This window comes from Arthrobacter sp. (assembly GCF_031179385.1).
Taxonomy (GTDB): domain Bacteria; phylum Actinomycetota; class Actinomycetes; order Actinomycetales; family Micrococcaceae; genus Arthrobacter_D.
Map to the genome: position 1 here is coordinate 1 of NZ_JAPSHV010000155.1, position 5,086 is coordinate 5,086.

The window sequence follows — 5,086 nt, forward strand, 5'->3', positions numbered from 1 at the left end:
GGATCATTGGTCACGACCTCCCGAAGGGCGGATACCGCCAGGCCGTGAGCCAGGTTGAGGTGGTGCACCGCGGCGAGCGCAGCGGCCGGTTCTGTGCGGCCCGGGGCGTGGGCGCCCGAGCCGTAGCCGAGGTAGGCGCTGCACCACGGCTCGTTCAATGTGGTCCACAGCGCGACCCGGTCACCGAGGCGTTCACCGACGATGCGCGCATAGTCGCCGAAGGCGAGGGCTGTCGCGCGGTTGGTCCAGCCGCCGTCGTCCTCCAGTGCCTGCGGAAGATCCCAGTGATAGAGCGTGACGATCGGTTTGATGTCGCGGGCGAGGAGACCGTCCACCAGCCGTTCGTAGAAGGCAAGTCCGGCTTCGTTGGCCGGGCCGCGTCCGGTGGGCTGGATCCGGGGCCAGGCGATGGAGAAGCGGTAGGACTCCAGGCCGAGGTCCTTCATGAGGTCCAGGTCGGAGTCGAGCCGGTTGTAGTGGTCGCAGGCCACATCGCCGGTGTCACCGTTCCAGACCTTGCCCTCGGTGTGGCTGAAGGTGTCCCAGATCGAGGGCCCGCGGCCGTCGGCGTCGTGGGCGCCCTCGATCTGGTAGGAGGCAGTGGCTGAACCGAAGACGAACCCCGATGGGAATTCGAGGCCGGTGTCGCGGTAGTCGGGGCTTCCCGCGACGTGGGTGCGTGTCTCTTCGAGATGCTGGGTCATGGCGTGAGGACTGCCTTTCCGTTGGTGGACGTGAGGGTGGTTCCATTCGACGCAAGTCGAGCGCGGAACGGTTCATTACTGCTGCTGGTGATCGTGACCGTGCCGTCCGTGCGTGCGATCGTGAAGATGAGGTCCTCACCGAGCGGATTGGTCACCCGCACTGTGTCCGAACGCAGCTCGCCGGGATACACCGTGACCAGCGGATCGACGGCGTAGTCGTAGTCGGGACGGTCCTTTCGGGACCCGGTGACCAGCACGCTGCCCTCACGGACCCACAGCGGGATGCTGTTGAAGTCGTGTCGTTCAGCACGCCAGGAGCCGCCGGTTGCAACCTCCCCCGTCAGGTAGTTCGTCCAGGTTCCGGCCGGAAGGTAGTACGCGACGTCACCGGTGTCGCTGAAGACGGGAGCGACGAGCAGGCTGTCACCGATCATGTACTGGCGGTCGAGGTAGTCCACCGCAGGATCGTCGGTGAATTCCAGTTGGAGCGGCCGCATGAAAGGAAGCCCGTCTTCATGCGCCTGCTGACCCACCGCGTAGAAGTAGGGCATGAGCTGCATCTTCAGGTGGGCGAACTGACGCGTGATGTCGACGGCGCTCAGGCCCTCCGGTTCGTCCCCGGTATCGAACGCCCAAGGGACGCGGTAGCTCGTGGACCCGTGGAGCCGGGAGTGGCTGGAGAGAAGCCCGAAGGCCACCCACCGTTTGAACACGGCGGGGTCCGGGTTACCTTCAAATCCGCCGATGTCGTGGCTCCAGAACCCGAATCCGCTGAGAGCCAGTGACAGGCCGCCGCGCAGCGTCTCGGCCATGGACTCGAACGACGACGAGTTGTCACCTCCCCAATGCACCGGCATCTGCTGCCCGCCGGCTGTGGCAGAACGGGCGAAGAGGACGGCGTTGCCCTTGCCGTGCTGCTCCTCAAGGACTTCGAACACGGCCTTGTTGTAGAGCTGCGTGTACCAGTTGTGCATGGCCGGGGCCGATGAGCCGTCATGCCAGACAACCTCGGTGGGGATGCGCTCGCCGAAGTCGGTTTTGATCGAATCCACGCCCTGGCCGATCAGGTGGCGCAGCTTGTCCTGGTACCACGCGGTGGCGTCCGGGTTGGTGAAGTCCACCAGCCCCATCCCTGCCTGCCACATGTCCCACTGCCACACGTCGCCGTCGGGCTTCCGGACGAGGTAACCGGCCTCCGATGCTTCCTCGAACAGGGCGGAGCGCTGCGCGATGTACGGGTTAATCCACGCGCTGATGCGCAGCTCCTTCTCGTGCAGGCGTTTGAGCATGAGCTCCGGATCGGGGAACACCCGTTCGTCCCACTCGAAGTCGGTCCAGTTGAACTCGCGCATCCAGAAGCAGTCGAAGTGGAACACGCTCAGCGGCACGTCCCGTTCGGCCATGCCGTCGACGAAGTGGTTGACGGTTGCCTCGTCGTAGTCGGTGGTGAAGCTGGTGCTGAGCCACAGTCCGTAGGACCAGGCCGGCACCCGGGCCGGTCGTCCGGTCAGCTCCGTGTAGCGGCGGAGGATCTCGCCCATGGTTGGTCCGTAAATGACGAAGTACTCGAGCGACTCCCCCGCGACCGAGAACTGCACCTCCTCGACCGACTCCGAACCCACCTCGAAGGACACGTGTTCCGGGTGGTTGACGAACACCCCGTACCCGCGGTTGGTGAGGTAGAACGGGATGCTCTTGTACGACTGCTCGCTCGCGGTGCCGCCGTCGGCGTTCCAGACGTCGACGGTCTGGCCGTTCTTGGTCAGCGGGCCGAACCGCTCCCCCAGTCCGTAGACCAACTCCCCGACACCGAGGGACAGCTTTGCATGCAGGTACGACGACGACGGCGGCCGCCCGGTCGCGCTCACCCCGGTGGGACCCACCGGTTCGACCGACACCGATGCATCAGTGCCCAGCGTGACGTACCCGATGGACTTCTTTCCGCTCTTCGTGAGGGTGCGGCCATCGGCCTGGAAGGTGAGATTCCATGGGGCGCCGGGAGCGATGTGTGCCTGCAGGGGTCCGGCTTCGAGAATGCCGCCGGAGGAGTCGGCACTGGCCGTTCCAATGCCTGCTTGGGCACCGACGAGGTCGAATCCCCCGAAGCCTGACGCGCCGCGGTGGTGTTCGACCTTCACACCGACCACGCCCTCCAGGGGACTGGACAGCGTGACGGTGAGCATTGCACGGTTCAGGGTGTCGCCGCGCCGGGTGATGACCCGGGTCGGCGCAGAAACGGTGAGGCGCCCGTCTCCGGCTTCGATGTCGTAGGCCTCCTGCGCGTAGAGCGCGTCGACGCCGGGACGTGTCTCCCAGAATCCGTCGGTGAATTTCACGTGTTCTCCTGCTGTGTTGTTGAAAAGTCGAGCGCGCCGCTTGCCGGGTTCGGACGGACGGTGGTGACGTGGCCATACAAGAGCTCCACCGGCGCAACGTCCTCACCGAGCGCAATCAGCCGTTCGCCGGCGGCGTCGGCTCGCCGCGGAGACAGCCGTGCTTCGGTGAACCGGCCGTCCTGCCACTCAAGGTCCACAGCGATTCCCGGCCGGGCGATGAGGCCATGTACGCTGCCGCTCCCCAACTCGCCTGGAATGGCCGGCAGCAGCCGGATGACGCCGGAGTGACTTTGCACGAGCACCTCGGCAAGTGCGCCCACGAACCCCAGGTTCCCGTCGATCTGGAACGGTGGATGGGCGGCGAAGAAGTTGTCATAGAGCCCGCCGGCGTGTGGGCCATTCGCCTCGTCCGCCGGACGGAACATCAGTCGAAGCAGATCGGCGACCTTCCCGCTCTGTCCCAGCCGCGCACGCAGGCAGATTTTCCAGATCAGGGACCAACCGGTGGAGTCGTCCCCACGACGGTCCAAAGAGAGGTTGAGCGCGTCGGAGAGTTCCGGCGTCGGGCCGTTGCCGGGGTAGGCGAAGAACAGGTGGGAGAGGTGTCGGTGCGTCGGCTCGGCTTCTTTCTCCTCTTCGCCCCATTCGAGGATCCTGCCCTCGCGGCCTATGGCCGGTGGTGCAATGCGTGGGAGTGCATGGCTGATCTCTGTCAGGATCGGGTGATCTGCCTGCCCTGCCAGCGGTGCCAGCGCTATCACCGTCTGGAAAAGCTCGGTGATGAGCGTCCGGTCCATGCCGGTGGAGATTCCGACGGCGGTTCTACCCTGGGCGCTGATGTAACAGTTCTCCGGTGACGTGGAGGGGCTGGTCCGAAGGTGCTCGCCGTCGTCGTCAATCAGCCAGTCGCAGGCGAACTCGGCGGCACCGACGGCCAACGTCCACAGCCTGTGCGTGAACTCGGCGGTGGCCGAGCCGAAGCGGCGCTGCTCGTCGAGCTGCCGGACAAGCCATGGTCCTGCCATCGGCCACTGGGACCAACTCGCGTGACCTGCCGTCGGTGAGCTGAAGGCCCAGGCATCGGTGTTGTGATGCGCTACCCAACCGCGTGCACCGTACAGGGTGCCGGCGGTGCTCCGGCCACTTTCGGCCAGCGCTTCCGCGAGGTCCAGGAGCGGCTCGTGGCATTCGGAAAGAGCCGCCGCCTCAACGCCCCAGTAGTTCATCTGAGCATTGATGTTGAGCGTGTAGTTCGAGGACCACGGAGGACGCATGTCTTCGTTCCAGATTCCCTGCAGCGTAGCCGGAAGGGTGCCCGGGCGGGAGGAGGCGACCAGCAGGTATCGACCGTAGTTGAAGAGCAGGGCAACCAGTGCTGGATCGGCGGCCAGAACTCCGTCCGGGTGTGCGTTGGCTTCGCGCAGCCGGACGTCGGTAGGCACGCCCTCGCGATCGGGCAGGGCGCGGGGGCCCGCGTCCAGGCTGAGCACAACACGGTCGAACAATTTCCGGTGGGCGGCGGCATGCCGGTCGACCAATACGTCCCAGCCGGTCGAGACCGCCGTGTGTGCACGGCGGCGTGCCGCCTCGGCACAGCTTGCAGCGGACCCTTCCGGTTGCCGGCCGATGCCGGCGAAGGTGGTGTCAGTCGCGACGACCAGCAGCAGCTCGGTGACGCCGTGGAAAACGGTGGCTTCCCCGCTCGTGTGAGCGTCGCCGTCGTGCTGGTACGTCAGGCACAGCGCCCCCTCAAGGGGCGTGACGCCGTCGACGTTCTCCTGCAGAGCCGGTTCGCCCGGTTCGTGGCCGGGAGCTACGTCGGCGGGCAGCTTCAGTTCCAGTACGACGCCGTCGCGCCCCTGGGTACGCCCCGTTTCGTACAGCGGCGTGGACAGGGAGACGGTGATGTCCACCGGTGCAGCGGACCGTATCCGGTGGACCAGCACTCCCGCAGCGGCGCTGATGAACGTCTCCTGCTCGATGAGCCCCGCGGTTCCCCGGGCGCTGGTCCGGTGGGTAGCGTCGCCGAAGCTGAGCCCGCGCTCC

Annotated in this window: 3 protein-coding genes; all 3 read right to left on the minus strand. The window is 66.2% G+C overall.

Features of this window, described 5'->3' with window-relative positions; genetic code table 11:
* On the minus strand, positions 1-704 hold a 704-nt coding region (locus RIF85_RS14435), incomplete at its 3' end, for a family 1 glycosylhydrolase (protein WP_309072595.1).
* A complete protein-coding gene (gene yicI / locus RIF85_RS14440) occupies positions 701-3,040 on the minus strand; it encodes an alpha-xylosidase (RefSeq protein ID WP_309072596.1) in 2,340 nt (779 codons plus the stop codon). The genes yicI and RIF85_RS14435, both read right to left, overlap by 4 nt.
* The coding region (locus tag RIF85_RS14445; RefSeq protein ID WP_309072597.1) for a glycoside hydrolase family 95-like protein at positions 3,037-5,086 on the minus strand (2,050 nt) is incomplete at its 5' end. The genes RIF85_RS14445 and yicI, both read right to left, overlap by 4 nt.